The organism is Acinetobacter sp. yr461 (assembly GCF_900110445.1).
Classification (GTDB): domain Bacteria; phylum Pseudomonadota; class Gammaproteobacteria; order Pseudomonadales; family Moraxellaceae; genus Acinetobacter; species Acinetobacter calcoaceticus.
The window spans coordinates 431,379-457,385 of the sequence record NZ_FODU01000001.1; the positions used below are offsets into that span (position 1 = coordinate 431,379).

The 26,007-nt window shown below is 37.5% G+C and carries 26 protein-coding genes; 14 read left to right on the forward strand and 12 right to left on the reverse strand.

All coding sequences use genetic code 11. The annotated features are described in order from the left end of the window. Positions 1-174 precede the first annotated feature (174 nt). Positions 175-1,032 (forward strand): 3'(2'),5'-bisphosphate nucleotidase CysQ family protein, encoded by an 858-nt coding sequence (locus BMW38_RS02085; protein ID WP_005041033.1) that lies wholly within the window; start codon positions 175-177, stop codon positions 1,030-1,032. A 57-nt stretch (positions 1,033-1,089) separates the two neighbouring features. Beyond that, positions 1,090-1,824, forward strand: a complete 735-nt coding sequence (locus BMW38_RS02090) for a histidine phosphatase family protein (RefSeq protein WP_092705620.1) — start codon at positions 1,090-1,092, stop codon at positions 1,822-1,824. A 57-nt stretch (positions 1,825-1,881) separates the two neighbouring features. On the opposite strand, the gene rpsT is transcribed toward BMW38_RS02090, so the two are convergent. After that, positions 1,882-2,148: a 30S ribosomal protein S20 gene (gene rpsT, locus BMW38_RS02095; protein ID WP_003651535.1), complete on the reverse strand. Its 267-nt coding sequence runs from the start codon at positions 2,146-2,148 to the stop codon at positions 1,882-1,884. Between the two features lie 212 nt (positions 2,149-2,360). Here rpsT and BMW38_RS02100 point away from each other — a divergent pair, with 212 nt between their 5' ends. The 8 genes from BMW38_RS02100 (at position 2,361) to BMW38_RS02135 (ending at position 11,609) form a co-directional block, all read left to right on the forward strand. Continuing rightward, positions 2,361-3,026, forward strand: coding sequence for an NAD(P)H-binding protein (locus tag BMW38_RS02100; RefSeq protein ID WP_003651536.1), 666 nt, complete (start codon positions 2,361-2,363; stop codon positions 3,024-3,026). A 12-nt stretch (positions 3,027-3,038) separates the two neighbouring features. Continuing rightward, a complete protein-coding gene (gene rraA / locus BMW38_RS02105; RefSeq protein ID WP_092705621.1) occupies positions 3,039-3,545 on the forward strand; it encodes a ribonuclease E activity regulator RraA in 507 nt (168 codons plus the stop codon). A gap of 21 nt (positions 3,546-3,566) precedes the next feature. Further along, positions 3,567-4,349 carry a glutathione S-transferase N-terminal domain-containing protein gene (locus BMW38_RS02110; protein WP_092705622.1) on the forward strand — a complete coding sequence of 261 codons (783 nt, stop codon included), beginning with the start codon at positions 3,567-3,569 and terminating at the stop codon, positions 4,347-4,349. Between the two features lie 133 nt (positions 4,350-4,482). Then, the gene (locus BMW38_RS02115; RefSeq protein WP_092706100.1) at positions 4,483-5,415 is read left to right on the forward strand and encodes a Dyp-type peroxidase; all 933 of its coding nucleotides are present in this window, start codon (positions 4,483-4,485) and stop codon (positions 5,413-5,415) included. 82 nt (positions 5,416-5,497) lie between these two features. Further along, the gene (locus BMW38_RS02120; protein ID WP_092705623.1) at positions 5,498-5,854 is read left to right on the forward strand and encodes a hypothetical protein; all 357 of its coding nucleotides are present in this window, start codon (positions 5,498-5,500) and stop codon (positions 5,852-5,854) included. 134 nt (positions 5,855-5,988) lie between these two features. After that, a complete protein-coding gene (mfd, locus tag BMW38_RS02125) occupies positions 5,989-9,450 on the forward strand; it encodes a transcription-repair coupling factor (RefSeq protein WP_092705624.1) in 3,462 nt (1,153 codons plus the stop codon). Positions 9,451-9,651: 201 nt separating this feature from the next. After that, on the forward strand, positions 9,652-10,086 hold the full coding sequence (locus tag BMW38_RS02130; RefSeq protein WP_003651547.1) for an HIT domain-containing protein: 435 nt from the start codon (positions 9,652-9,654) through the stop codon (positions 10,084-10,086). A gap of 56 nt (positions 10,087-10,142) precedes the next feature. Further along, complete coding sequence (locus BMW38_RS02135; RefSeq protein WP_004642669.1) at positions 10,143-11,609, forward strand: adenylate/guanylate cyclase domain-containing protein; 1,467 nt, start codon at positions 10,143-10,145, stop codon at positions 11,607-11,609. Positions 11,610-11,654: 45 nt separating this feature from the next. Here the strand turns inward: BMW38_RS02135 and fdx are convergent, their stop codons facing one another. The 8 genes from fdx to BMW38_RS02175 form a co-directional block, all read right to left on the reverse strand. Further along, complete coding sequence (gene fdx / locus BMW38_RS02140) at positions 11,655-11,993, reverse strand: ISC system 2Fe-2S type ferredoxin (protein WP_003651552.1); 339 nt, start codon at positions 11,991-11,993, stop codon at positions 11,655-11,657. Positions 11,994-12,010: 17 nt separating this feature from the next. Next, positions 12,011-13,870 (reverse strand): Fe-S protein assembly chaperone HscA, encoded by a 1,860-nt coding sequence (gene hscA, locus BMW38_RS02145; RefSeq protein ID WP_092705625.1) that lies wholly within the window; start codon positions 13,868-13,870, stop codon positions 12,011-12,013. A gap of 38 nt (positions 13,871-13,908) precedes the next feature. Further along, positions 13,909-14,427 (reverse strand): Fe-S protein assembly co-chaperone HscB, encoded by a 519-nt coding sequence (gene hscB, locus BMW38_RS02150; RefSeq protein WP_003651556.1) that lies wholly within the window; start codon positions 14,425-14,427, stop codon positions 13,909-13,911. Between the two features lie 84 nt (positions 14,428-14,511). After that, positions 14,512-14,832, reverse strand: a complete 321-nt coding sequence (gene iscA / locus BMW38_RS02155; protein ID WP_003651558.1) for an iron-sulfur cluster assembly protein IscA — start codon at positions 14,830-14,832, stop codon at positions 14,512-14,514. A 30-nt stretch (positions 14,833-14,862) separates the two neighbouring features. After that, positions 14,863-15,249 (reverse strand): Fe-S cluster assembly scaffold IscU, encoded by a 387-nt coding sequence (gene iscU, locus BMW38_RS02160; RefSeq protein WP_003651560.1) that lies wholly within the window; start codon positions 15,247-15,249, stop codon positions 14,863-14,865. 67 nt (positions 15,250-15,316) lie between these two features. Continuing rightward, positions 15,317-16,534: an IscS subfamily cysteine desulfurase gene (locus tag BMW38_RS02165; protein ID WP_005041010.1), complete on the reverse strand. Its 1,218-nt coding sequence runs from the start codon at positions 16,532-16,534 to the stop codon at positions 15,317-15,319. 1 nt (position 16,535) lies between these two features. Beyond that, positions 16,536-17,009: an Rrf2 family transcriptional regulator gene (locus BMW38_RS02170; RefSeq protein ID WP_003651563.1), complete on the reverse strand. Its 474-nt coding sequence runs from the start codon at positions 17,007-17,009 to the stop codon at positions 16,536-16,538. 109 nt (positions 17,010-17,118) lie between these two features. Continuing rightward, positions 17,119-17,766: a hypothetical protein gene (locus BMW38_RS02175; protein ID WP_092705626.1), complete on the reverse strand. Its 648-nt coding sequence runs from the start codon at positions 17,764-17,766 to the stop codon at positions 17,119-17,121. Positions 17,767-17,974: 208 nt separating this feature from the next. Between BMW38_RS02175 and BMW38_RS02180 the strand changes: the two genes are divergently transcribed. The 3 genes from BMW38_RS02180 to BMW38_RS02190 all read left to right on the forward strand — a co-directional run bounded on the left by BMW38_RS02180 (position 17,975) and on the right by BMW38_RS02190 (position 20,868). Continuing rightward, positions 17,975-18,430, forward strand: a complete 456-nt coding sequence (locus tag BMW38_RS02180) for a phasin family protein (protein ID WP_092705627.1) — start codon at positions 17,975-17,977, stop codon at positions 18,428-18,430. Positions 18,431-18,598: 168 nt separating this feature from the next. Beyond that, a complete protein-coding gene (locus BMW38_RS02185) occupies positions 18,599-18,871 on the forward strand; it encodes an HU family DNA-binding protein (protein WP_001043034.1) in 273 nt (90 codons plus the stop codon). Positions 18,872-19,002: 131 nt separating this feature from the next. Next, positions 19,003-20,868: a SurA N-terminal domain-containing protein gene (locus BMW38_RS02190; protein WP_092705628.1), complete on the forward strand. Its 1,866-nt coding sequence runs from the start codon at positions 19,003-19,005 to the stop codon at positions 20,866-20,868. Between the two features lie 48 nt (positions 20,869-20,916). On the opposite strand, the gene BMW38_RS02195 is transcribed toward BMW38_RS02190, so the two are convergent. Next, positions 20,917-21,879, reverse strand: coding sequence for an AraC family transcriptional regulator (locus BMW38_RS02195; RefSeq protein ID WP_092705629.1), 963 nt, complete (start codon positions 21,877-21,879; stop codon positions 20,917-20,919). 171 nt (positions 21,880-22,050) lie between these two features. Here BMW38_RS02195 and BMW38_RS02200 point away from each other — a divergent pair, with 171 nt between their 5' ends. Continuing rightward, positions 22,051-23,274, forward strand: a complete 1,224-nt coding sequence (locus tag BMW38_RS02200; protein ID WP_092705630.1) for an alkane 1-monooxygenase — start codon at positions 22,051-22,053, stop codon at positions 23,272-23,274. Between the two features lie 109 nt (positions 23,275-23,383). Here BMW38_RS02200 and BMW38_RS02205 read toward each other — a convergent pair whose 3' ends face one another. Together BMW38_RS02205 and BMW38_RS02210 are read right to left on the reverse strand one after the other, a co-directional pair. Next, positions 23,384-24,586, reverse strand: coding sequence for an acyl-CoA dehydrogenase family protein (locus BMW38_RS02205; protein WP_092705631.1), 1,203 nt, complete (start codon positions 24,584-24,586; stop codon positions 23,384-23,386). 22 nt (positions 24,587-24,608) lie between these two features. Continuing rightward, positions 24,609-25,892 carry an acyl-CoA dehydrogenase family protein gene (locus BMW38_RS02210; RefSeq protein ID WP_170834029.1) on the reverse strand — a complete coding sequence of 428 codons (1,284 nt, stop codon included), beginning with the start codon at positions 25,890-25,892 and terminating at the stop codon, positions 24,609-24,611. Positions 25,893-26,007 lie beyond the last annotated feature (115 nt).

Genomic DNA, 26,007 nt, shown 5'->3' on the forward strand with positions numbered 1-26,007 from the left:
ATAAAGGCTTTTTTAAACACTATAATTATTCATATTAGCTATATAGCATGCACAGAAAGCAGCGCTTACCTAATGATTAAGATAAATGACTATTTTAGTAAATCAAACTGTTGGTGAATACTGAATTGTTCATAATTCACCTATAATATAAATGAAACTATGTAGAGCATATTTATGTTTATAACAACTACGCGCCCACAAGATACTTTGATTAATCAGCTTCTTCCAGTTTTGGAACAAGCGAGCCAGATTTTATTACAAGAATATCAAAATTATTCTGCGGGTTATGAGTTTACTATTCACGAAAAACAAGATGATTCACCGGTAACTCAAGCAGATTTAAAAGTGAACCTTTTCTTATTAAAGCACTTGGCAGAGATTACTCCAGACTTGCCGGTTTTGTCTGAAGAAAGTGATTATAGTGCTCGGCATGAGTGGTCCACATGCTGGATGTTAGATCCTCTTGATGGAACTAAAGAATTCATACATGAGCGTGATGAGTTTACGATCAACCTAAGTTTGATTAAGGGTAAAGAAACGATCTTTTCAGTTATTGCTGTGCCATGTGAACAAGTCGTGTACTTGGGATATCTGCAAGATTTACCTTTTAAATATAGTTTCACTCAAAAACAGTGGTATCAATATCAAATAACTTCGTTTTCGCCAGATGAGCCTATTCAAATAGGACTTAGTCATGGCAGTAAAAACCCAAAATATCAAAAATTTATTCAACCTATTGAAGAAAAACATAGCATTATTCGACGAGAAGCAGGAAGTGCCTACAAATTCTGCATGATGCTAGAAGGTGAAATCGATATTTACCCGAGATTTCATCCAACTTCTGAATGGGACACAAGTTCTGGTCAAGGTTTGTTAGAAAGTATAGGCGGTGGCTTACTTACTCTTGATGGAAAACCTTTTGAATATAATCAGAGACACACGGTTTTAAATAAGGGCTTTATCGCATTTCGTGATCAGGAAAGCAAAAAAATAGCATTTGAAGCATTGGCCCAAGCAGGTGTTATTGATTGAGAGTTATGCCAGACATGTTATAGTGGCAAAGTATTGAAAAAAGATGATAAGATAAAAATGGCACTCGATTTATTGCCTAAAAGTATGTTTGAAGCAATTGATTTATTGCCTGATGCTTCAACTCCTGTAACCTTATTTACGCGTCATTCTCTAAGAGAACTTGTGGATGGGCAGGGCTTAGCTGGATATGATCTCCAACTTACTCCTCAAGGGCGTGAGCTTGCGCAGGCATGGGGTAACTATTTAATTAAAAATACAGATCGTGTTATTCAGCATTGTATTTCAAGTCCAATACAACGTTGTGTCGATACGGCTGCGCTGATGATCGAAGGGGCTGATGCCGTAAGCCCTGAATTTAATACACATACGATTGAAATTATTGAGCAAGGATTACTCGTTGAGCCAGGGAGTTTTGTACTAGACATACAACAAGCTGCCCCTTATTTTAAAAAGCAAGGTGCTTTGGGTTTTATTAATAGTTTTGTAAATAATGCATTACCTGGTATGAAACACCCAATTACTGGTGTTTTAGATGTACTAGAGCTTATTTATCATACGCATCCTAAAACTCAAGGCGGGCTTAGTTTAGCTGTCAGCCATGACACTATTATTGCTGCAATTGTTGCTGTAATTTCTGGTGAAAATGAAATTAAGAAAGAAGATTGGCCTGAAATGATGGAAGGCCTATTTGTATGGTTTGAAGGTGACGAATTTCCAAATTGCAAATTAAAATGGATTTGGAGAGGTAAGGCCTATGAGCTGAATGTAGCCAAATTTGGAAAAACGCTATAAGCTCAAAAACGATAGATAATAAAAAAAGCCCTATTGGGCTTTTTTTACATGCTTTAATTAGTTAGCTAACGCTTTAACTTGAGCATTTAAACGGCTCTTATGACGAGCAGCTTTATTTTTGTGGATGATGCCTTTATCAGCCATACGGTCGATTACAGGAACAGCTTTTTGGTAAGCTTCTGTAGCAACAGCATGATCACCACCAGCAATTGCACTTAAAGTACGTTTGATGTATGTACGAACCATAGAACGCAAGCTTGCGTTGTGTTTACGTGCAGTAACGTTTTGACGCGCACGTTTTTTAGCTTGAGCAGAGTTTGCCACTCTTGCACTCCTTGAAAATAAGTTGGTCTGGGCGGGCTGTGGTCAATCCAGTAAACTGGTGCAACCATCACCAGCCCGTAAACAAGTGCCATATTGTGATGAATAGACACCGTGAAGTCAAGCCTTGAGAACGTTTTAAGCTGTTTTAGGGGCTGTTAAAACGGTAAGAAAAGGTTAAATTTAAAACAAAGTTAAAGAGGGATGGATAAAAAATGACAGCAAGTAAGAAAAAAGCGATTGTGCTTGGCGCAACAGGGTTGGTCGGATTAGCACTTGTTGAAAAGCTCCAGCAGGCTCCAGAATTTGAAGCCATTACGCTGGTGGTTAGAAAAGAATCTCAAGTATTTAATACATATGAAAAAGTTAATCAGCTCATCATAGAAGATTTCTTAATGTTGAATGATGAAGATGTGAATGGTCATACCCATGCATTTAGCTGTCTGGGAACAACATTAAAAAATGCGGGTTCAAAGCAAGGCTTCTACGCGGTAGATTATGAAATCAATGCCCATTTGGCAGATTTGGTACAAGATAAACATATTCACCTTTTATTAGTGAGCGCCCTTGGTGCAAATGCAAACTCACCAATTTTCTACAATAAAGTTAAAGGACAGTTAGAAGATTATATCGAGAGTTTGGGAATTGAAAAATTATCTATTTTTAGACCATCTTTATTGATTGGTAAGCGCAGTGATGTACGCCTTATAGAGGATTTAGGGCAAAGTCTATTTAAATTTATTGAGAATAAATGGCAAAAACCATTCAAATATAAACCTGTGACTGCGGAGCAATTGGCTCATACCATGGTCGTAGCGGCGCTAACGCAAATTGAAGCATTCAAACGATATGATAATCTGAGCATACAGAAAACTCGATAAGGGAGAATAGAAGTGTCCACAGTACTGTTTGTAACATGTGATTTATTAGATGATAACCCTGAAAAAGACTTACAAGTTGTAATTCCTTCAATGGATGGAAAGTTCTTTCAAAGTTATGGGGCGCGTAAAACTTTTGGGGGACAGGTTGTAACAGTTAAGTGTTTTGAAGATAACTCGCGTGTAAAAGAGTTATTGGCAACAGATGGTACAGATAAAGTACTCGTTGTAGATGGTGGTGCATCTATGCGTTGTGCGCTTATGGGTGACCTGATTGCGGAATCGGCAGTTAAAAATAACTGGAATGGTGTGGTAATTTATGGCTGTGTACGCGATGTCGATGCTATTGCTACCCTTGATTTAGGTATACATGCATTGGCAGCAATTCCCCAAAAAAGTAATCGTAAAGGCATTGGCGAAGTAGATACCACTTTGTATTTTGGTGGTGTCACAATTCAATCAGGCGATTATATCTATGCTGATAATAATGGAATTGTGATTTCAAAAGAAAAATTAGTGTAATCACAGTCTATAAAGGATCGCATGATGGTGAATCATCAAATTAAAGTATTACAGGCAGTTGTCTCTGCAATTGCTGAAGGTGGTCGGGGCGTAACAGGTACAGCATTTCCTCAGCAACCTGTAAAAGCTTTGAAGCTATACGAATTTGAAGGTTCGCCATTTTGCCGTCGTGTTCGTGAAGTGATTACTCTCTTAAATCTGGATGTAGAAATTTATCCATGCCCTAAAGGTGGGACAAAATATCGTTCGGTTGTAAAAGAAAAAGGTGGCAAATTACGGTTTCCTTTTTTAGTAGATGAAAATACAGGTGACTACTTATATGAGTCACAAGAAATTATTCATCATTTATTTAAACACTACGGTAAGACCGGGAAGACGCCTCAGAAATTTTCGAGTTACCCTAACGTCCCTTATGCTGCATTTGCTGGGACCATATTAAATGGTGCTCGGGGAGTTTGGATAAATAAAAAAATCATTAATAGAGCTGCGCCTGAACAAAAACTTGAGTTGTGGAGTTTTGAGGCAAGTCCTTATTCACGAGTTGTAAGAAGTCTACTCTGTGAGTTGGAGCTTCCTTATATTCTGCATAATGTTGCAAAAGAAAGATGGCAAGATCAAGGCCCAGCTATTTTTCGCTTAAAACCTGGTAAATATGTACCTCTAAAAGATGGAAAACGAGAAAAAATATTGCCTGTTATGCAAGGTAAAATGCAGGTACCTTATTTGGTAGACTCAAATACGGGAGTGAAGATGTTTGAGTCTGCTCAAATCGTAAAATATTTAAAGAAGCAATATGGTCGTTGATTAATTAAGATAGGTTTTAGTAAGAGTTTAAGTCAATTTACTTAAACTCTTAGAAAGATCAGATTTCATAAGAACATGAATATGCTAAATTAAAGAGGTTAAATACCCCAATAAGGCATATTTTATGGAATGTATGAGAATTCAACCTGTAACGAGCAGTCCTGGTGAAAATGCACTATTTATCGTATTGGGACTCACGCAAGGTGATTCTGTAATAGAAAAAGTAAAAGATTTTGCTAGTAATTTTTCAGCATTAACTAGAAGTCTAACTAATCGTTATCCAGATAGTAAGTTTAATGCCACGCTAGGTTTTAGCTCAAATGCATGGGATGTATTGTTTAATGATCAGCCAAAGCCACAAGAATTAGAAACATTTAAAGAACTTAAAGGGCCGAAATATACGGCTGTTTCAACACCTGGTGATCTATTTTTTCATATTCGTGCCGATCGCCAAGCTTTATGTTATGAGCTGGGTAATATAATCAATCAACAACTTGGTAAAGTGACCTACCCAATTGATGAAGTGCATGGTTTTCGTTATTTTGATGGGCGGGCAATTATTGGCTTCGTAGATGGAACAGAGAATCCAGAACCCGTTATTGCAGCGCAATGGGCATTAGTGGGCAATGAAGATCCTGACTTTATCGGGGGAAGTTATGCTTTTATCCAGAAATATACACACGACATGGAAAAATGGCGTTCATTAACCGATGAAGAACAAGAAAAAGTGATTGGCCGTAAAAAGTTCAATGATATTGAGTTAGGTGATGATGAAAAGCCTTTAACTGCTCATAATGTTGTAAGTAAAGCGCATGATGCAGAAGGTAATGAGCTTAAAATTATGCGAGCTAATATGCCTTTCTCAAATCCTTCAAAAAATGAATATGGCACATTTTTTATCGGTTACTCGCGTAAATTTAGTACAACCCGACAAATGCTTGAAAACATGTTCTTGGGGAACGAGCAGGGAAATCTTGATCGGTTGCTTGACTTTAGTACTGCTCAAACAGGAACTTTATTTTTTGTACCAACGGTCGATTTTCTTGATGATTTAGGTGATGACTAGTCGTTAAACTAAAAGGCTTAAATGATGGAAGTAACTAGATTACTTCCATTGCTTTAATTGCAAATTAATATGATGTGATGAAATGTTTAAGAAGATAACGCAGCTTTTTCAAGGCTCAAAAGAAACGCCAGAACAAATTTACTTGCGAGAAAATCTATTAAAATTTGATTCTGAACGCGGTCCTATAATCAAGGATGTAGTGATTAATGAGAAATGGTCAGAACATCTTGAGTATTTCTCAAACCGTAAATTACAAAATTTTGATAATCTTCAGAAATTATTCCTAATTACTCCACAAATTAATGAAAAGATTGATCTGGAAATCGCAACCCAACGTTATGTAGAAAGATTAGGAAATACACAAGAAAAGCTACTTCAGCTTAAAGCGATTATACAAATATTGAATCAATATTACGTTTTGTTTTTGCGTGATAAATAATCATAGTTGATTGATTAAAAAATATAAAAAGTAGAGCTAACTAGTAGTTTGATTTTCAAAAAAATAACTCATTTCACTAAAAACATCATGCTACTATTAGGCTCATATCTTCTTAGCTGATAAAAGCCATATACATGTTTCAACAAGAAATCTCTCAATTGAATTTACAACAGCTCAAAGCCGGTGAAAAGCGTTGGGTGGGGTCGTTATTAGGTTCATCTGCTGCATTATTATTTAAAGAAATTGCTGCTCAGCATCCATCTTTACTTGTTGTGGTCGCCAGAAATAACCAACATGTTGCTCAATTAGAAAGTGAACTTGAGTTTTATGGCATAAAACCGACAATTTTTCCTGATTGGGAAATCTTACCGTATGATCGTTTGTCACCTCATCAAGATATTGTTTCAGAACGTCTTGCAATTTTATCTAATATGCCTCAGAAGGGTGTATTGCTCATTTCAGCAAGTACTTTAGCTCAAAGAGTTGCGCCGTATTCATGGGTTTTAGGTGAACACTTTGATATTCATGTTGGACAGAAATTCGATTTAGAGCAACAGAAGTTACGTTTAGTACAAGCCGGTTATCATTTGGTAGACACTGTTTATGATCACGGTGAGTTTGCTGTACGTGGCAGTATTATGGATATTTTTGCGTCAGGGCAAGAAGCGCCTATTCGTATTGATCTGTTTGATGATGAAATTGATACATTAAAATTCTTTGATCCAGAGACGCAAAGAACAACGAAGCCTTTAAAAAGTTTTACAGTTTTACCAGCAAAAGAATTTCCGCTAAAAGAAGCCCGTTCAATTTTTAGAGATCGGTATTCTGAACTTTTCCCTACGGCTAATCCTAAGAAAAACCCGATTTATCAAGATGTCCTAGAGGGAATTGCTTCACCAGGAATTGAATTTTATTTGCCATTGTTTTTTGATAAAGCACAAATGCAATCGCAAAGTACACTTACAACGTACTTCCCAAAGAATTGCATTGTAATTACAACTAATGATATAGATACTGATTTAACTAATTTTTGGAAAGAAGTTTTTCGTCGTTATGAAGACAGACGTCATAACGTAGATCAACCAATTCTTCCTCCTGAAGAATTATTTATTGCTCCAAATCATCTGCTCAGTGCTTTAAATCAATTTCCGCGTATGTTGGTGAGCGCAGAAATAGTTGAAGAAAAAGCTGGCGCGTTAAATCTTAAGGTAGAGCAGCCACCCAAGTTACCAGTTGATCCAAAAAAAGAAAAACCATTCGCGGTAGTCAAAAAATATATTGATGAAGCAAATCATCCGGTCTTGTTGGTTGCAGAAAGTGCAGGTCGACGTGAAAGCTTAAGAGATGGTTTACGTGCCAGTTTAGGAGATATCCCAGGCGTAGACAGTTTTGAACAATTTCTGACAAGTCAGTTTGCGATTGCTATTACAAATGCACCGCTTGACCGTGGGTTGCTTTTAACGGACCAATTGTCAGTTATTTCAGAAAATCAGTTATATGAACATCGGGTAGTTCAGCGTCGTCGTAAACGTCAGCAAGAAGTTTCAGAAGAGTTCTTAATTCGCAGTTTGACTGAATTAAGTATAGATGCTCCTGTTGTTCATATTGATCATGGTGTGGGGCGTTATGCAGGATTAGTTACTTTAGCAATTGAAGGGCAAGATTATGAATTCTTGCAACTAAATTATGCTGAAGGGGCAAAAGTTTATGTGCCTGTGACTAATTTGCATCTTATCAGTCGCTATAGTGGCGGAGACCCAGATTTAGCTCCACTTCATAAAATTGGAAGTGATGCGTGGAGTAAAGCTAAACGCAAAGCTTTAGAACAAATCCATGATGTTGCAGCCGAATTATTACATATACAAGCACGTCGTCAGTCAAAACCCGGTTTTGGCTTTGAACTCGATCAATCGCTTTATATGCAATTTGTCAGTGGATTTGCTTACGAAGAAACACTCGATCAGGCGAATGCTATTGAAGCCACGCTTCACGATATGCAACAAGCTAGACCTATGGATCGACTTGTTTGTGGCGATGTTGGTTTCGGTAAAACTGAAGTAGCAATGCGAGCTGCGTTTGTTGCTGTGCAAAACGGTAAGCAAGTTGCTGTTTTGGTACCTACAACTTTACTTGCACAACAACATTATGAGTCTTTTAAAGATCGTTTTGCTGATTGGCCTGTGCGTATAGAAGTGTTGTCACGCTTTGGCTCAAATAAAGCCCATACAAAAAATATTGAAGATTTAATTGCTGGTAAAGTGGATATTGTGGTGGGAACACATAAACTTTTACAAGAAAATGTGCAATTTAAAGACTTGGGCCTAATGGTGGTCGATGAAGAACATCGATTTGGTGTGCGTGATAAAGAGCGGATCAAGGCATTACGTGCAGATGTAGATATGTTGACGCTTACCGCAACACCAATTCCACGAACTTTAAATATGGCTTTTTCGGGAATGCGTGATCTATCTATCATTGCTACTCCACCAGCCCGTCGTTTAGCAGTTAAAACATTTGTACAAGAACATACGGAAGCTTCTATTAAGGAAGCCATCTTGCGTGAATTACTACGTGGTGGCCAAGTATATTTCTTGCATAATGAAGTCGATACGATTGAAAGGGCTGCTGAAAACATCCGTGTTCTTGTGCCTGAAGCTCGTGTAGCAGTAGCTCATGGCCAAATGAGAGAAAGAGAGCTCGAACAAGTCATGCAGCAGTTCTACCACAAAGAATTTAATGTATTGGTATGCTCAACCATTATTGAAACCGGAATCGATGTTCCAAATGCCAACACAATTTTGATAGAAAGGGCCGACAAACTTGGTTTAGCTCAATTACATCAATTACGAGGGCGTGTGGGACGCTCACACCACCAAGCTTATGCTTATTTACTGGTTCCTTCTATAAAACATCTAAAAGGTGATGCAGAGAAGCGTTTAGATGCAATCCAGCGTGCTTCAACTTTAGGTGCTGGTTTTATGCTAGCTACAGAAGATTTAGAAATTCGCGGTGCGGGTGAGCTTTTAGGTGAGCAACAAAGTGGTTCAATGCAGGCAATTGGATATAGTCTGTATATGGAAATGCTTGAGAAAGCCACTAAGGCAATTCAGCAAGGTAAAACCCCGAATTTTGATGCACCTTTGTCATTAACTGCGGAAATCAATTTACATATTCCAGCGCTTATTCCAGATGAGTATTTGGGTGATGTTCATCAGCGTTTGTTGTTCTATAAGCGTATTAGTAATACAGATACACAAGAAAAACTCGACAATATTCGTATGGAGTTAATTGATCGTTTTGGAGTGCCGCCACAATCTGTAAAACACTTATTTAGTGTTCATCAGATTAGGCTAAAAGCAGAGCAGTTGGGTATTACCAAAATTGATATCAATACACAAGGCGGTAATATTGAGTTTTCACCGGATACTCCAGTTCAAGCCATCAGTATTATTCAGTTAATGCAAAAAAATCCGACCTATTACCGTATGGATGGTGGGCAGCGTTTGAAGGTTATGGTTCAGCTTGAAGAACATGAAAAACGTATCCAGTTCATTAATGATTTGTTAGCGAAATTATTAACTGAAATACATGTATAAATGATGTTTTGACGCATTTTTTACTGCGTGTGAATTTTATGTAAGTTGATAGCATGGTTTTATGCACGATTTCTTGGACCATAGAGGGAATAAGTGCATAAAATCATTGTTATTTGTAATCAAACCAGACACTACCAATACTCACATCAAAACTGATGTGATAGTATTAGCCATTATTGTTTATTGTCATTTATAAAAGATATGTTTAGTTTGCATCCACAACTTGCTCAAGATACTTTTTTTGTAGGCGATTTCCCGCTTTCAACATGTCGTTTAATGAATGATATGCAATTCCCGTGGCTGATTTTAATCCCTCGTGTGCCGGGAATCACAGAATTATATGAATTGAGCCAAGCTGATCAAGAGCAGTTTTTACGTGAATCAAGTTGGTTGTCTAGCCAGCTATCTCGAGTATTCCGTGCTGATAAAATGAATGTTGCAGCTCTAGGTAACATCGTGCCTCAGTTGCATTTCCATCATGTCGTGCGTTATCAAAATGATGTTGCATGGCCTAAGCCAGTTTGGGGTACACCTGCTGTTCCATACACAAATGATGTACTGGCTCACATGCGTCAAACCCTTATGCTTGCTTTACGTGGTCAAGGTGATATGCCTTTTGATTGGCGCATGGATTAAATCAATGCAATGCCACATTTATATGAATGTGGCTACATTGAGGTATGGAGGACAGGGTGCAATTAGAGAGGTTTATCGATAGAGAGCCTAAGCAGTTTGCATATTTTCATCGATTGATGGGATATTCAATTCTGTCCTTAATTTTAGTGATCTATGCTTTTACCTCACCTAATACAAATTATCAGATCTACGTTCCACCTTTCTTCCTATTTTTACTTTTTATTAGCTCAAAGTTAGAGCACTGGCTTCAATACCAATTTGATAAGAAAACACAAAAAAGTGTTTTTTTTGCAATTGATGCAATTGTTGTAGCAGTTACCTTAGCGGGTCTGCATCTTAATTTGGTGCCTACATTTATTGCACTTTTTGCATTATTTTATTCTGCAATTAATAGTCGTATTTCTTTCGCAGTCATTTGTTTGACTAGTTTGCTAGGCGCGATTATTTTTTATTTAAGTACTTTTTTCCTATTTGGTTTTTATACATATTTTGAACCTACTAGCCAAGAGTTAACTGTAATTACACTCTTAGGCTTGGTCATGTTTATTACCATTGGAAATTATTACCAACATCGTTGGGTTAAAAAAATTAGTCAGCAGCGTCAACACTACTATGATCAAATGACGCGCTATATTGCTTTTGCTAATCAGTTAAGCCGTTATGCGCCACTACAGTTGTGGCAGTCTATTATGCGCGGTGAAGCGGAAGCAAAAATTGAATATAAACGAAAAAAAATGACTGTATTTTTTTCTGATATTCAGGGTTTTACAGAGTTATCAGAAACATTAATTCCTGATGATTTAGCATTTTTGCTTAATGATTATTTAAGCCATATGACGGAAATTGCGAAGCAGTATGAAGCTACTGTCGATAAATTTATGGGGGATGCCATCCTCATATTTTTTGGTGATCCGAATTCTCAAGGTGTAGAGCAAGATGCCAAAGCCTGTGTAGAAATGGCAATCGCTATGCGTCAGCAAATGAAATTGTTACGCGAACGATGGAAAAAAATGGGCTATTCAGCCTTACACATTCGTATGGGAATTAGTACCGGTTACTGCCACGTAGGAAATTATGGGGCAACGCATCGTATGGCTTATACCATTGTAGGTCGTGATGTGAATTTGGCAGCTCGTTTACAATATGCTGCTGAAATAGATGAAATCTTAATTTCAGATGATACTTATCAAATAATCAAAAGTGATTTTCTTTGTGCTCCCAAAACGCCAATTTACTTAAAAGGTATTCAAGGTGCAGTAAAGACATGGCAGGTGATGGAGAAGTACACGGGGAATAAGTCGGATCATCAACAATGGTTTGACTATGAGTATAAAGGCTTTCATTTAGTACTTAATTTAGAAGAAGTACAAAATTATGAATATCCAGAATTAGTAGAAGTACTCGAGAAAATGGTTCAACGACTTAAAGTTCAACAAACTTTAATTAATACTCAAGGCATTGCACGGTTAAGGCTTGAAGATGAAGTTAAGCCAGTTGAAATTGATCAACAAGATCAAGTTTAAAAACGTGAAGCAAAAAAAAGCTGCTTTTAAAGCAGCTTTTTTATTTTAATGATTTTCGGAAGCGTGATTGATTGTATATTTAGGAATCTCAATTTCTAAATCTTCATCAACAATCTTCACTTGACAAGAGAGACGAGAATCTGGTTCAAGACCCCAAGCCCGATCTAAAAGATCTGCTTCAACGTCATCCATTTCTTCTAGACTGTCAAAGCCCTTGCGAACGACTACATGACAAGTTGTACAAGCACACGACATGTCACAAGCGTGTTCAATTTTAATTCCTCGATCAAGCAAACTTTGACAAAGATTTGCATTTTGTTCGACTTCAAATTCTGCGCCTTCAGGGCAGATCTGAGCATGAGGAAGTACTTTAATACGGGGCATATTGATCACCTATACCTTTAGTTTGAATTTGACCAATCTTCAAGTTTTGTACCTTTTAAGGCGTGGTCAATATGTCGATTCATACGTAGTGCGGCAAAAGCATCACTATGTACTTTAAGTTGTTCTACAGCTTTTTCAATTGCTTGAATATCATTGCCTTCAAGCTGTACTTTTAGCAAATTTTCAGCAGTTTTAAGTGCTTCAAGCTGCTTATCATTGAGTAAATCAGCATCAACTTTGAGAGCTTGCTCTAAAGCTTCAAGTTCGCGTTGTGCTTCAACTTTGGTTTCTTTTAAATGACGCAGATTTTTATCTTCTTCTGCGTGCTGGAAACCTTCAATTAATAAGCGTTCAGTGTCAGATTCCGATAGGCCGTAAGATGGCTTAATATCAATTTGAGCTTGTACACCAGAAGTGGTTTCGCGAGCTGAAACTGTAAGTAAACCATCAGCATCTACCTGAAAGGTAACTTCAATGCGTGCTTGACCAGCAGTCATTGGAGGAATGCCGTGAAGGACAAATCTTCCTAATGAACGGCAATGCTCTACCAAATCTCGTTCACCTTGAACCACATGAATAAGCATGGCAGTTTGACCATCTTGATAAGTAGTGAATTCTTGACGACGAGCGACTGGAATAGCGGTATTACGTGAAATAAGACGCTCTACTAATCCACCCATAGTTTCTAAGCCAAGTGAAAGAGGAGTGACATCTAAAAGTAATGAGCCGTCTTGACTGTTTCCAATTAATTGGTTTGCAGTAATGGAAGCACCAATTGCAACTACTTCATCAGGATTGATCGTACAAAGTGGTTCTTGATTAAATACATTACGAACTGCTTGTTGAACAGCATAAGAACGGGTAGAGCCACCAACTAAAACAACATTCTGAATATCAGTTAACTCAAGTTTCGCATCACGTAAAACGCGTTTACAAACACTGATTGTTTTATCTAAAGCAACTTGAATAATGCTTTCAAAAGTTGGACGATCAAGTGTTAGTGCGTTTTCAAGTAGTTTTAACTGAACTGATTCTTGTTTAGATAGTTGTTCTTTTGCTTGACGAGCAGCAACAATAAATACTGCATAAGTTTCATCGTTAAGAGTATCGATATTAAGCTGCTTTTTAGCCCATTTAACAATGAGACGATCTAAGTCATCACCGCCTAAAGCAGTGTGGCCACCTGTAGCTAATACTTCAAAGACACCTTGTGAGAAACGCAAGATTGATACGTCGAAAGTACCACCACCTAAATCATAAATTACATAGTTATGATCTGTAGCTAAATTAGTTTCTTGGTCTAAACCATAAGCGACAGCAGCAGCAGTTGGCTCGTTTAATAAACGTAATACATTTAAGCCAGCAAGCTGGGCAGCATCACGTGTTGCTTGTCGCTGAGCTTCATCAAAATAGGCTGGAACAGTAATCACTGCGCCATTTATTGGATTTTGTAAGCTAGCTTCAGCACGGTCTTTTAATTGCTTTAAAATTTCAGCAGAAATTTCAACTGGTGTTTTTCGCCCTGCACGTGTTTCAAAAGCTGGCATTTCATTTTCAGAACCCACTAACTCATAGGGGTGCTGAAACTTAATATCTGCCTTTGAACGACCCATAAAACGTTTTACAGAAACAATTGTATTTTTAGGATCGGCAATAAGGAAAGGCTTTGCTTCTTCACCATAGTGAGTTGCATCATTTCCATAGTGCACAATAGAAGGAAGGAGTCTTCTTTCTTTTTCGTCATTGAGTACTTTAGGTTTGCCTGATAACACTGTCGCAACTAAAGAATGTGTTGTTCCTAGGTCGATACCAATCGCAATGCGGTGTTGATGTGGGGCACTGGATTGACCCGGTTCAGCAATTTGCAAAAGTGCCATGAGTTAAATCCCTTGAATATAATTTGGAAAAAGCAAAATTAAAAATCGTCGTCTAAATCAAAGTTGTCTTCGTCATCCAACATTTGATCTTCTGCTTTTTCAATGTCGTTAAGAACGCGCTGAAAGAAACGTAATTTACGTACAGTATCTCGAGCTTCGCCCCAGTCCTCATCTGCGTAATCAATTTTAAATTCGCGAACTAGGCCATCCATCCATTGAAACACTTCTTGTTTAAGTGTGGTCAGATGCTCTTGTGAAGTTGCTTCATCAAGTTGTTCACGAATTTCTAAAGCTGATTGTAAGAACTCAAAATCGCTAATGGATTGATCAAGGTGGTGATCTTGCTTTTTGAGTGACAAAAGATAAGCAGCGCGGCTATCTACTTGCGACAAAGTTTTAAAAGCTTGATTGATTTCACTTGATTTGATCAACGCCTGATCTTTATCTTCAGCTTTATCTGGATGATACTGCTGCTGCAAATTCAAGAAACTAGATTTTAAGCTCGCCAAATCGATATCGAGTGCTACGGGTAAATTGAACAACTCAAAATGATTCATTGGAAATGAGGTCCACATTAATTAAATACATTAAAACAGTGCTATAAAAAGACACTGTTTTAATGAGAGATGAAAGGAGAAAGCTTAGACCGTGAAAGATTCACCACAGCCACATTCACCTTTTTTATTAGGATTGTTAAATTCGAACCCTTCATTAAGGCCATTTTTAACGTAGTCCATTTCTAAGCCCTCTAAATACACTGAGCTTTTTGGATCTACAAATACCTTAACGCCAAATTGTTCGAAAACTTGGTCATGTTCATCAATAGAGTCTACAAACTCAAGAACATAGGCCAATCCAGAACAACCAGAAGTTTTCACACCCACGCGAATGCCTTCACCCTTACCTCGATTTTTAAGGTAATTGCTAATATGAGTCGCAGCATTTTCAGTTAAATGAATCATGAAAACTCCAACGTTTACAATGGTAACAAATTACGCTTTAGATTTTTTAGTGCGGTAATCTTCAATCGCAGCTTTAATCGCATCTTCAGCTAGTACAGAACAGTGAACTTTTACTGGTGGAAGTGCAAGCTCAGTCGCAATATCAATATTCTTGATGGTTTGAGCTTCATCAAGAGTCTTACCTTTTAACCATTCGGTTACAAGAGAACTTGATGCGATTGCAGAACCACAACCATAAGTTTTAAAACGTGCTTCTTCGATTACACCGTTATCGTTTACTTGGATTTGTAAACGCATTACGTCACCACACGCAGGTGCACCGACCATACCTGTACCAACATTTTCAGAGTTTTTATCTAAAACACCAACATTACGTGGATTTTCGTAATGATCAATTACCTTTTCGCTATAAGCCATGTCGCTTCTCCAAACCTCGGGGTCAGCCTAATATTAATATGAGGGTAAAAATACTAATTTCAATGAATTAGTGTTCAGCCCATTCAACTGTAGAAAGATCGATACCTTCTTTATACATATCCCAAAGCGGAGAAAGTTCACGTAATTTCTCAACAGCGGCTTTGGTAATTGTAAGCACATGATCAATGTCTTCTTCAGTTGTGTATTTACCAAAACTGAAGCGGATAGAGCTGTGCGCTAGCTCATCAGATAAACCTAATGCGCGAAGAACGTATGAAGGCTCTAAAGTTGCAGAAGTACAAGCAGAACCACTTGATACAGCAGCATCTTTAAGTGCCATCATTAAAGATTCACCTTCAACAAAGTTAAAGCTGACGTTTAAATAGTTAGCAACGTTTTGAGTTGGATGGCCGTTTAAGAAAACCTGCTCAAGGCCTTGTAAACCATTCCAAAGTTTGTCACGTAGTTTACGAATGCGTTCTTGTTCTGCATGCAGTCTTTTGCCAGCAAGTTCAAAAGCTTCACCCATACCAACAATTTGGTGAGTTGCTAAAGTACCAGAGCGCATACCACGTTCATGACCACCGCCATGAATTTGTGCTTTTAAACGAACACGTGGGCTACGACGTACATATAATGCACCGATACCTTTTGGACCATAAATTTTATGAGCAGAGAAACTCATAAGATCAATTTTCATGGTAGATAAATCGATTTCAACTTTACCAGCAGCTTGAGCAGCATCTACATGAAAGAAGGTTTTATTGGCACGTGTTAACTCACCAATTGCTGCTACATCTGTAACTGTACCGATTTCGTTGTTTACCATCATAAGAGAAACAAGGACAGTATCAGGACGAAGTGCAGCTTTTACCATTTCTGGGGTAATTAAACCTGTTTGTGGTTCTGGTTCTAAATAAGTAATTTCAAAACCTTGTTCTTCTAATTCACGACAAGGATCTAGAACAGCTTTGTGTTCAATTTTACTTGTAATAATGTGTTTGCCTTTAGAAGCATAAAATTGAGCTACACCTTTTAGGGCAAGGTTGTCTGATTCGGTAGCACCAGAAGTCCAAACGATTTCACGTGGATCGGCTTTAATTAAATTTGCGACTTGCTCACGTGCATATTCAACTTTTTCTTCTGCCTGCCAGCCATAAGCGTGGGAACGAGATGCAGCATTACCAAAGGTACCGTCGAAAGTTAAACACTCCATCATACGTTCTGCAACTTGCGGATCTACTGGAGTGGTTGCTGCGTAATCAAGATAAATTGGACGTTTCATATCAAATACCTGTACCCGATAAAAGAGCTGAATCTGTGCCAGTCACATTTTGGCGCAATGCAACAGTTTGAACGTTGTCTCGGCTAATGAGGTCGGCAAGAGAGATTTTTGCTAAATAGTCGGCAATATGATGAGAGAGTTCTTGCCATAAATCGTGAGTAAGACACATTGCACCATTTTGGCAGTTAGCTTTGTGGTCGCAACGTGTTGCATCAACGGTTTCATTTACGGCTTCAATAATTTCTAACACAGTAATTTCATCAGCGTTTCGAGCCAAATGATAACCACCATTTGCACCACGGACACTAGAAACTAACCCATGACGCTTAAGTTTAGCGAATAACTGCTCTAAGTAAGCAACTGAAATAGATTGACGTGCGGCAATTTCGGCGAGCGTGATCGTTTGTTCAGTTGGCTGCAAAGCTAAATCAAGTAGAGCAGTCACTGCGTAGCGACCGCGAGTTGTAAGGCGCATGATTCGATACACATGTTAAGACTAGATAATAGGATTTTATGAATCCCGACTAAAATAGTCAAGTTTTTTTATTTTTAATTCAAGTGCAGGAACAAAATAGAAAAATAATTTAAGCAACCCACAAATTATATATGAAAAAAACAATAAATATCAGGCTAATTATACCAAAGCCTAAGTTAATGTTGCGTTGACGTTGTTGTAAGCGAGTAATTCGATTTTGATATTGTTTGATTTCCACATGAAGTGAATTGATTTCTGAACGTTGTTGATCAATTTTTTCAAGCAATGGAGCAATTCGTTTATGTGAAGCAAGGGTCTCAGCTTCATCATCTGGTGTGTTAAACCATTGCTTCCAGTCAGCTAAAAGTTTAGGCAGAGTAAGATGAGAAATTAAATCTAATAACTCTTTTTTCGTTTCTTCATCACCATCAATACGCATGTTCTTAAGACTACGCTGATTTGAAAAAGCGAAAATCTTAATCAAATCGATAAGCGTACTATTGATTTCAAGATCAATACGTCGGTCAAAAGAATGGATATCGAACAACAAACCCTTTTCTGTAAATTGAACATAAAAGTCAAAAAAAGGAAGGTAGCTATTGATACGAATAGTTGTTTTGTTTGAAATAAACTTTTTCGCTTGCAAGCGAAGAACACCATCGTGGGTGAGAATAAATGAAAAGAAAGTTTCTAAAATAATTAGAACAATATTCAGCAACAGACGGGGATGTTTTTGTCTTTGTTGCGTTTCACTCATAAAAGTTTATCCTTACAAATAGCAATTAACCGAAGAATGGGACATCCTATCCCAAACTTTAATAAATGTCCTGTTAAATATATTTACACGACTTAATTGCTTTGTAGAACAGTTTTGTAAATGGATCAAGTCTTTACTTTGATATTATAGAAATATTTTGTGGTCAAATCAGTCATCATCTCTCTCATCTGATTAGGAGCTTAGATCAATGGATAATACAAATATAGATACCCCGACAGAAGAGTCAGAAGAAAAAAACAAATTAAAATCAAGAGGTTCAAGGAAATCGGCTTTGGATTTTAGAAAGTATACCAAGCAAATTTGGTTAGCAGGGCTAGGGGCTTTTTCACGCGCAGAAGAAGAAGGTAATAAGCTATTTGACTCTTTGGTTAAGGTAGGTGAAGAGCTAGAATCTAAAACTGGAGACTTAGCAGACACTACTGTTGGTAAGGTCACAGAAAAAGCAAAAGAATCTGTATCTGAAACAAAAGATAAAGTAGAAAAAATTCTTGATACCAGTGTTAACCATTCTTTAAACCGGATTGGATTGGTGACTCCGAAGGATTTACAGCACATTGAACAGCTCTTGGTACAGCTTCATATTAAGGTGGATGCTTTAATAGAAGAAAACCAGCAGTTGAAAGAAAAATTGAATAAAAAGTAAAAAATGTTGGGATTTAGCAAATATATAACAGTTTTTTAGCATTTATTTTCGCTAAAAGCCCTGCTCTAGTATTGCGTTTTCCCCCAAAGCATTGCTATAAAGGCGTCATGGCCTTTTAAACTATAGCCTTGGACCTTAAACAAACGATATTAAGAGGATGTTTTATTCATGAATAAATCAGAATTAATCGATGCAATTGCTGAAAAAGGGGGAGTATCTAAGACTGATGCAGGCAAGGCACTCGATGCGACAATTGCGTCAATTACTGAAGCACTTAAAAAAGGTGACACAGTAACTTTAGTTGGTTTTGGTACTTTCAGTGTTAAAGAACGTGCTGCACGTACTGGTCGTAACCCTAAAACTGGTGAAGAGCTTCAAATTAAAGCAACAAAAGTACCTAGCTTCAAAGCTGGTAAAGGTCTTAAAGATTCAGTAGCTTAATCTTTTAAGATGATTAAACGCGCCAATATAGGCGCGTTTTTTATTAAAAATCTGAATTGACCAATATTGCTCATTCATTGATTGTGGTTTTTCAGTTAAAATTCGCCTCGAAATAAAATATTGGAATACTTATGGAATCGTTTCGTACAGTCATTAAGGGTTGGCTCGGCAAAGTCCTTCTAATTTTGTTTTTGACCCCTTTAGCACTTGTAGGTATTGAAGGATATTTTAATAGGGGAAACAAGGCTGATGTTGCAAAGACAGTAAATGGCCAAGAAATATCTAAAAAAGACCTTGAAACTTTAACTCAGTCTTACAAAGAACAATATTTAGCTGCTGTTAAAGGTGATGAGAGTTTACTTAATTTGCCTGTTATTCAGGCTAAAGCACTCGATATTTTAATGTCACGTAATTTACTAATTCAACAAGCTGAAAAACTAGGTATTTCACTGAGTGATACTCAAATTGAGCAGATGTTAGCTCAGCAGCCTAGTTTGCAAGAGAATGGACAATTCTCGCAAAAACTCTATGAAAATTATTTACGTTCTATTGGTATGACAAGTCAGGGCTTAATATCTAGCCTTCGTCAAGATCATGCTTTAAAAATGCTAACTTCAACTTTTTCTGATTACTCTTTAGTAAGTAAAGTTGATTTAATGCAAATTGCGAATTTGCAAACTGAACAACGTACATTACATTTGGCTAGCATTAAATTAGATGGTTATAAAACTGGTTTAACTGCATCTAATCAAGAAGCTACAGATTATTACAACAAACACCAAAATGAGTTTAAACAACAGGCTTCTGTTGACGTGGATTATGTTGTTGTGTCTCCATCACTGATGGCTAAACCAGCTCCTGCAACTGAAGCTGAACTTCAGCAAGCATATAGCAAGTTCGTTGAAACTCAGAAAAAAGATGCTAAACGGACTGTGAAGCATATTTTAATTACTACCGATGCTCGTGATGATGCAGCAGCTCAAAAACTTGCTAAAGAAGTATATGCGAAAATTCAAGGCGGTCTTACATTTGCACAAGCTGCATCTCAGTTCTCTGAAGATCCAAGTTCGAAAACAAAAGGCGGTTTAGTTGAAGCATATGCACCGGGTGTTTTTTCCGATGCGTTTGATAAAACTGTAGTGAGCTTAAAAAATGGACAAATTTCTCAACCAGTAAAAACTCAATATGGTTATCATATTATTGAGGCAGAAACTCAAGCTAATCAAATTCCTTCATTCGAAGCAGAGAAGGCGCGTTTAACTGCTGAAGTTGAAAAGAATAAAGTTGCGACTGTTTATTCAGATACCGTAAATGGTTTAAATGAAACGATTGTTGGTAATGATTCTTTAGAAGCTGTTGTGCAAGAAGTAAAAGGTACAAAAGTTGAATCATTAAATGGCGTAACTTTAGCTACACAAAATCCATATTTAAGTGATCCAAACGTTAAAATTAAATTGTTTAATGATGACGTGAAAAATGGTGACCGTAATACATCATCTAATATTCAATTAGCGAATGGTGATACGGTATGGGTTAAAGTACGTGATTATCATGCTGCTGGTGTAAAACCTTTAGCACAAGCGATGAATGAAGCGAAAGCAAAAGTTATCGATGAAAAAGCGCGTAAAGCTGTTCAAGCAAAAATTGCTACAATGTTGGCTGAATTTAAAACTCAACCAGCAGATCAAGTTGTTGCTAAAAATAAAGTAGCATTTGAATCGGCTGGCGTATTTAGTCGTTCACAAGGATTAAAGCGTGAAATTGAGCGTGCAGCATTTAGTGCAGCTACACCTAAGCCAGGTATGTGGTCTGTTTCAACAGCGAATTTACCAAATGAGCTGGTTGTTGTTGCAGTTTCAAATGTAAATTCATCTGCTGCGAATGCTATTCCTGCTGATCAGTTACAGCAGTTAAAGCAACTTTATCGTCAATCGCGTGGTCAACAAATATTAGAAGATTACAGTCAATATTTAAAATCACATGCGAAAATTAAATAATAATTTGATTCAATAAAAAAAGCGCCTCGGCGCTTTTTTTATTGGCAGTTAATCTAAGCTGTGTCCAATATATTGCTGTCTATATTGTTTAGGAGATAAATCAAAAATTCGTTTAAATGCCTGACTAAATGCTGTTTCAGATGAGTAGCCGACCTTATTTGATATTTGTTGAATTGATAAGTTGCTTGTGCGTAAATACTGACTTGCTAAACGGAAACGATAATGCTGTAAGTAAGTTAGAGGCGGTTCACCAATAATACTGCTAAATAAGTTTGCAAACTTAGAACGTGACATACAGCATTGTTCAGCTAAAGATTCAACTGTCCATGTGACTTCAGGCTGGCTATGAATAGCAGATAGTGCATTGCTCAGTTCAGGATGAGTTAAGGCACTTAACCAGTTTTGTTGATCTGTCATTTGTTGAATATGATCACGGATACATTCAATGAGCAAAATACTGACTAAATGATCAATAATTTTGTCATGACCCGGCCTGATTTTTTGAGTTTCGATTGCGAGAAAATAGAGTCCAATTTGTAGCCATTCAGGTGGGTTGGTCTGATTTTCATGCTGAATATGCATGATGGATGGCAGTGCATTAATAAGTGGCCCAGCCATATGAGTATCGATTTGGCAGCGTAAACATAGCAATAATGTATTATCTGGAGATGAAGTACCAAACTCGATTGCATCTTGTCTGTGACCGTTAAAAAGCGAAGTAATATCCAGATAATCTACCAACTTACTCGCTGTTGATTTTGAGTCAGTTGCACTATGTGCTTTCCCCGAAGGAATTAAAATAATATCACCAGCAGTCGCAGTTATTTTTTCTGAAGCATTAAGTTGTATATATACTGAACCAGTTAAAACAATATAAGCAAGTAGAGCAGATTGATCTTGTGTTTTAAAAGCCCATTCTCCTTGCGCTTTTAAATAGATGTATTCAGACTTATTAAGGTGAATATCATCAAAAAATTTACTTAGTGCATCCATATTTAAATGATCAATCATTATTTTAATAAAATTATAGTGAGCTATAAGAATAGATCAACATGTGTTTTTAGGACAGAAAAGTGGAAGAAAATGCCAAAGACTTTAACATAGGTTTTTTGGACGGTTACTACTGTTAACTAAACACTATTTCTTTAACTATATAGACATATAGAAAAAGGAAATATAGCTATGAATGCACCAGTAAATGTTCAGCAAGAACTTATGCCAGTGCCTGCGTCTATGCGTGAAATAGATCGCAAACGCTTTTTATGGATGATTAGTCCTGCTTTACCTGCTATCGGTTTAGGTATTTTAGCAGGTTATCAGTTTGGTCCACGCCCTTTAAAGAAAGTCTTTGCTTTAGGTGGTCCACTTTTATTACATGTCGTGATTCCAGCAATTGATACTATTATTGGGAAAGATGCTCGAAATCCGACAGATGAAGAAATTAAGCTTTTAGAAAAAGATCCATATTATTCTCGTCTTGTGAAGAGCTTTATTCCTCTACAGTACGCTGCAAATGTTTATGCATGTTATTTAACAAGTCGTAAAACGACATCTTTTATTGATAAGATTTTACTTGGTATCTCAATGGGTGCAATCAATGGTATTGCGATTAATACAGCCCATGAGTTAAGTCATAAGCATGACCGTATAGACCATATTCTGTCTCATCTTGCTTTAGTTCCTACAGGTTATAACCATTTCCGTATTGAGCATCCTTACGGTCATCATAAGCGTGCAGCAACACCAGAAGATCCAGCTTCATCACGTATGGGTGAAACATTCTATGAGTTCTGGCCACGTACTGTTGTTGGTTCTTTTAAGTCTGCAATAGAAATTGAAAAAAATCGTTTAAAACGTAAAGGTAAAGAATTTTGGTCTTCAGATAATGAATTATTACAAGGCTGGGGAATGACCGCTGCTTTTCATGGCTCCATGATTGGAATCTTTGGTAAAGGTACAATTCCATATTTAGCGACTCAAGCTTTTTATGGTATTAGTCTTTTCGAAATTATTAACTATATTGAGCACTATGGTTTATTGCGTCAGAAAAAAGCTGATGGTAATTATGAGCGCACAATGCCTGAGCATAGCTGGAACAACAATAACGTAGTAACAAACTTATTCTTGTACCAGTTGCAGCGTCATTCAGACCATCATGCTTATCCGACTCGTCCATTCCAGGCATTGCGTCATTTTGATGAAGCACCTGAACTACCAAGCGGTTACGCAAGTATGTTATTACCGGCATTAATCCCTTCATTGTGGTTTAAAATAATGGATAAACGCGTTTTTGATCACTATAAAGGTGATTTAAACAAAGCAAATATTTCATCAAAGCGTCGTGCAAAAATCTTTAAGAAATTTGGTGTAGTTGATAAAACGTTAGAAAGTACAACTGCTGAATAAATAAAAACATTAATTCCTGAAATACGAAGTCCTCTAGTTATTAGACTAGAGGGCTTTTAAGTTTTGACATAGATAGCTAATAAAAGAAGGGAAAAATTTCCCTTAATTATTATTTTAGTTCGCTAGAAGATTTATCAAGTTCTCGGCGGGCAATGATCAATTGCTGGATTTGCTGAGTACCTTCAAAGATATCAAGAATTTTCGAATCACGTGCCCATTTTTCAAGTAACTCATCTTCGTTATAGCCCATGCTTGCAGCCAGTTCGACACATTTTAAAGTAATCTCGTTACCCACACGGCCAGCTTTGGCTTTCGCAATCGACGCTTCTTTTGAGTTTGGCTTTCTGTTATCTGCCATCCAGCAAGCTTTTAGTGTTAGCAAACGTGCAGCTTCCCATTCAGCTTCCATACGATAGATTTGAGCAGCAAGATTAGAGGCTTGTAAGTACGGTGTTTTATAGTCAGCATCGAGTTGATCTTTAAAAATCTCTTTAATACGTTCTAAAGAGGCTTTCGCACAACCAATCGCCATCGCTGCGACTAATGGACGAGTGTTGTCAAAAGTTTCCATCACCCCTGCAAAACCTTTAGCCACATCAATTTCAGGATTACCTAGAAGGTTAGCAGCAGGAACGCGACAGTCAATAAAACTGATCACGGCAGTATCTGATACTTTAATGCCCAATTTATATTCTAAGCGTTCAACTTTCATGCCCGGTGTACCTTTAGGTACAACAAAAGATTTAATCGCAGCACGACCCAGTTTTTTATCTAAAGTCGCCCAAACGACAACAGAGTCAGCACGCTCACCACACGTTACAAAGATTTTTTCGCCATTGATGATATATTCATCGCCATCTTTGGTTGCTGTGGTACGAATCGCTGCTGAATCAGAACCACAACCTGGTTCTGTGATAGCCATTGCCGCCCAAGTATTTTTGAAGCGTTCAAGCTGTTCGTCATTGGCAACAGCAGCAATTGCAGAATTTCCAAGTCCTTGACGTGGCATTGTTAGCATCATGCCTGCATCGCCATAACACATTTCAATTACGCCAAGCGCAGTTGAAATGTTATTACCATTTTTATTGCCTGTTTCAACTTCACCACGTTTTTTACCAACGGCAGCGCCTGCATTAATGCCTTCGCCACCTTCGTTCATACCATCAATGAGTGAAGCTAACATATCGAGCTCTTTTGGATAAGCATGCTCAGCTTTATCATATTTACGAGAAATAGGACGTAAAACATTGATCGCAACATCATGTGCCTGATCAATCATCATTTTGAATTTTTTAGGATTTTGTAAGTTCATTGTATTATCCTCTGATCATCAGTTATGCATGTAAGCCAGAATGTAAAATTGCAGTAGCTCGTAAATCACGATACCAACGTTCTACGGGATGTTCTTTTGTGAAACCATGTCCACCAAGAATTTGCACACCATCTGTACCAATTTTCATGGACTTTTCAGCACAAAGTAAACGAGCAAGGTAGGCTTCACGGTGAAATGGCTTGCCTGATTCTGCAAGGCTTGCTGCGTTTAAAACCAGCATACGCATTGCGTCAATTTCAATTGCCATATCTGCAATCATGAAAGCGACACTTTGGCGGTGAGAAATCGGCTCTCCGAAAGCAGTTCGTTCATTGGCATATTTAATACAATAGGCTTTTACAGCGTCACAAGTACCAACAGCCATTGCACACCACATTAAATTTCCCAGATCTAAGAAAGCAGTGTAATTAAAGTCTGTTGCACCTATGCGTAGAGCAGGAGTGTGATTAAAGCGTAAAGTTGCTGTTTCTGTCGCTTTAAGGCCCATAGCAGGCGTATTTTTGATAGAAATACTATCGTTGCATTGCACTACAAATATATCTGGCTTGCCATTAAAGTCCGCACTTACTAAAAATACATCGGCCAGATCACCTAAAATAACAAGCGTTTTTTCACCATCAATATAGAATTGATCATTTTCAAGTGATGCTTTGGTTTTTAATACATAAGGATTAAATGCTGGAGTTGCTTCTTGTACAGCAAAGGTTGCTGTAATGTCTGAGTCTTCTGCAAAACAAGGTAAGTACATCGACTGAACTTCGGCAGAACCCCAACGTGTAATTGCATTAATGACGCTAAATGTACTGAGTAATCCCGCTGTAATGCTAAAATCGCCTTCAGCCAATTTTTCAGCAATCAATAAGTTACTTACAATATTTTGTTCGGTTGCTACACCGCCTAATGCTTCTGGAAGAGCATAGTAATTAAGACCTAGATCTTCTACATATTGCCAAAGGCTTTCTGGAAACTGGGCAGTCTGATCAGCATCATGAGCTAACCCTAATAAAACTTCTTGAGCAAATTGAGACATTGCATCAGAGGTCATTTGTTGTTCTTCAGTTAGGCTTAAATCAAACAGAGTTTTTTGTTGTTGAGGCAATCGCTGTTGAGAGATTTGTTTCGGTTTAAATGCTTTTTGAGTCTGGCTTAATGCTTTAAAACCAGCTTTTGAACCTTGATATAGGGATTTTTCAACAAATTTGCGTAACTTGAGTTGATCAAGTACATCGCTTCCAGCCAATTTTGTGATCAGCGATAAACCCAAACCCTGAGCTTTATTGATCATACTTGTCATGATTATGGTGTCCTAACACGTTGTTATTGTTTTATGCTGACACGCATTATAGTAAAAGACTATGTCGTTACTGACATTCAAAAAATGAGTGGATAAATGGTAGGTG

Bases quoted from the DNA above. Each gene is read 5' to 3' on its own strand.
- BMW38_RS02085 (WP_005041033.1), top strand. From the start codon at position 175: ATGTTTATAACAACTACGCGCCCACAAGATACTTTGATTAATCAGCTT.
- BMW38_RS02090 (WP_092705620.1), top strand. From the start codon at position 1,090: ATGGCACTCGATTTATTGCCTAAAAGTATGTTTGAAGCAATTGATTTA.
- BMW38_RS02100 (WP_003651536.1), top strand. From the start codon at position 2,361: ATGACAGCAAGTAAGAAAAAAGCGATTGTGCTTGGCGCAACAGGGTTG.
- BMW38_RS02110 (WP_092705622.1), top strand. From the start codon at position 3,567: ATGATGGTGAATCATCAAATTAAAGTATTACAGGCAGTTGTCTCTGCA.
- BMW38_RS02115 (WP_092706100.1), top strand. From the start codon at position 4,483: ATGAGAATTCAACCTGTAACGAGCAGTCCTGGTGAAAATGCACTATTT.
- BMW38_RS02120 (WP_092705623.1), top strand. From the start codon at position 5,498: ATGTTTAAGAAGATAACGCAGCTTTTTCAAGGCTCAAAAGAAACGCCA.
- mfd (WP_092705624.1), top strand. From the start codon at position 5,989: ATGTTTCAACAAGAAATCTCTCAATTGAATTTACAACAGCTCAAAGCC.
- BMW38_RS02130 (WP_003651547.1), top strand. From the start codon at position 9,652: ATGTTTAGTTTGCATCCACAACTTGCTCAAGATACTTTTTTTGTAGGC.
- fdx (WP_003651552.1), bottom strand. From the start codon at position 11,993: ATGCCCCGTATTAAAGTACTTCCTCATGCTCAGATCTGCCCTGAAGGC.
- hscA (WP_092705625.1), bottom strand. From the start codon at position 13,870: ATGGCACTTTTGCAAATTGCTGAACCGGGTCAATCCAGTGCCCCACAT.
- hscB (WP_003651556.1), bottom strand. From the start codon at position 14,427: ATGAATCATTTTGAGTTGTTCAATTTACCCGTAGCACTCGATATCGAT.
- iscA (WP_003651558.1), bottom strand. From the start codon at position 14,832: ATGATTCATTTAACTGAAAATGCTGCGACTCATATTAGCAATTACCTT.
- iscU (WP_003651560.1), bottom strand. From the start codon at position 15,249: ATGGCTTATAGCGAAAAGGTAATTGATCATTACGAAAATCCACGTAAT.
- BMW38_RS02165 (WP_005041010.1), bottom strand. From the start codon at position 16,534: ATGAAACGTCCAATTTATCTTGATTACGCAGCAACCACTCCAGTAGAT.
- BMW38_RS02170 (WP_003651563.1), bottom strand. From the start codon at position 17,009: ATGCGCCTTACAACTCGCGGTCGCTACGCAGTGACTGCTCTACTTGAT.
- BMW38_RS02175 (WP_092705626.1), bottom strand. From the start codon at position 17,766: ATGAGTGAAACGCAACAAAGACAAAAACATCCCCGTCTGTTGCTGAAT.
- BMW38_RS02180 (WP_092705627.1), top strand. From the start codon at position 17,975: ATGGATAATACAAATATAGATACCCCGACAGAAGAGTCAGAAGAAAAA.
- BMW38_RS02185 (WP_001043034.1), top strand. From the start codon at position 18,599: ATGAATAAATCAGAATTAATCGATGCAATTGCTGAAAAAGGGGGAGTA.
- BMW38_RS02190 (WP_092705628.1), top strand. From the start codon at position 19,003: ATGGAATCGTTTCGTACAGTCATTAAGGGTTGGCTCGGCAAAGTCCTT.
- BMW38_RS02195 (WP_092705629.1), bottom strand. From the start codon at position 21,879: ATGATTGATCATTTAAATATGGATGCACTAAGTAAATTTTTTGATGAT.
- BMW38_RS02200 (WP_092705630.1), top strand. From the start codon at position 22,051: ATGAATGCACCAGTAAATGTTCAGCAAGAACTTATGCCAGTGCCTGCG.
- BMW38_RS02205 (WP_092705631.1), bottom strand. From the start codon at position 24,586: ATGAACTTACAAAATCCTAAAAAATTCAAAATGATGATTGATCAGGCA.
- BMW38_RS02210 (WP_170834029.1), bottom strand. From the start codon at position 25,892: ATGATCAATAAAGCTCAGGGTTTGGGTTTATCGCTGATCACAAAATTG.